Origin of the sequence: Stakelama sediminis (assembly GCF_014199335.1) — a bacterium.
Taxonomy (GTDB): domain Bacteria; phylum Pseudomonadota; class Alphaproteobacteria; order Sphingomonadales; family Sphingomonadaceae; genus Sphingomonas; species Sphingomonas sediminis.
Genome location: NZ_JACIJI010000022.1, coordinates 1 through 1,229, shown reverse-complemented (window position 1 = coordinate 1,229; position 1,229 = coordinate 1). Strand labels below are relative to the sequence as shown.

1 protein-coding gene is annotated in these 1,229 nt (G+C 57.7%); it reads left to right on the top strand.

Annotated features, from left to right (window positions below; genetic code table 11):
• Positions 1–65 precede the first annotated feature (65 nt).
• Positions 66–1,192, top strand: a protein-coding gene (locus tag FHR23_RS16425; RefSeq protein WP_221227606.1) for an IS3 family transposase whose coding sequence is annotated in 2 segments (ribosomal slippage) — positions 66–297 and positions 297–1,192 — 1,128 coding nt in all. Because the reading frame shifts where the segments join, the coding sequence is not laid out codon by codon here.
• Positions 1,193–1,229: the final 37 nt, after the last annotated feature.

Below are 1,229 nucleotides of genomic sequence, written 5' to 3'. Positions count from 1 at the left end.
TGGACTTGTACCGGTTTTGCGCCGGTCACCTGAGAGTTTAAAGTTCGTTCCAGGAGACCGACGAGATGATCAAGCATAGTGTAGAGTTCAAACAGGAAGCGGTGCGTATTGCGCTGACCAGCGGTTTGCCGCGCGAACGGGTCGCGTCGGATTTGGGGGTCGGCAAGTCGACCCTGAACAAATGGGTTTCGCATTACCGCCCATCAGACTTGGTGGCAGCGCCGCAGGCAGATCTGGCGCAGGAGAATGAACGGCTTCGCCTTGAGAACCGTGTGCTGCGGGAGGAGAGGGAAGTATTAAAAAAGGCCACCCAGTTCTTCGCGAGCCAAAGACCGTGAGGTTTGCTTTTGTGCACAGCTGGCGGCATCGCTGGCCGGTGGAGTTGATGTGCCGTGTCCTGCAGGTGAGCGAGCGCGGTTATCGTTCCTGGCGTTCGCGTCCGATCAGCCATCGGAAGCGGACAGACATGAGGGTGCTGGCTCATATCCGGGAACAGTATAGTCTAAGCCTTGGCAGTTATGGCCGTCCCAGGATGACGATGGAGTTGAAAGAGGCTGGGCTCGACGTTGGCGAGCGCCGGGTCGGCCGCCTCATGCGGATTAACGGGATCAAGCCGGTTCGCACACGCAAGCACAAGGTTACGACGGACAGCCACCATCGCCTGGGTGTCGCGGCAAACTGGTTGGACGGGGATTTTGCCGCCGATGTGCCCAACCGGAAATGGGCGGGTGATATTACATATATCTGGACACAGGAAGGCTGGCTCTATCTTGCCGTCATCCTCGACCTGCATAGCCGCCGTGTCGTTGGCTGGGCTGTCAGTGACAGGATGAAAAAGGATCTGGCGATCCGGGCGCTGGATATGGCGGTCCGCCTGCGCAATCCGCCACGGGGCTGCATTTTTCACTCCGATCGCGGCAGCCAATATTGCTCCTATGAATATCAAAAGAAGCTGCAGGCCCATGGCCTGTGTCCATCGATGAGCGGCAAAGGCAATTGCTACGACAACTCCGCGGTCGAGACCTTCTTCAAATCCCTGAAGGCCGAAATGATCTGGCGGCAGAGCTGGCCAACCCGGCGGCAAGCGGAAGCCGCCATCTTCCAGTACATCAACGGCTTTTATAATTCCCGCCGCCGCCATTCATATCTGGGGGGCATTAGCCCACTCGCGTTTGAAGCCAAGGTGGCATAATGAGATAGGTGACCGGCACAAAACCGGTACAAGTCCA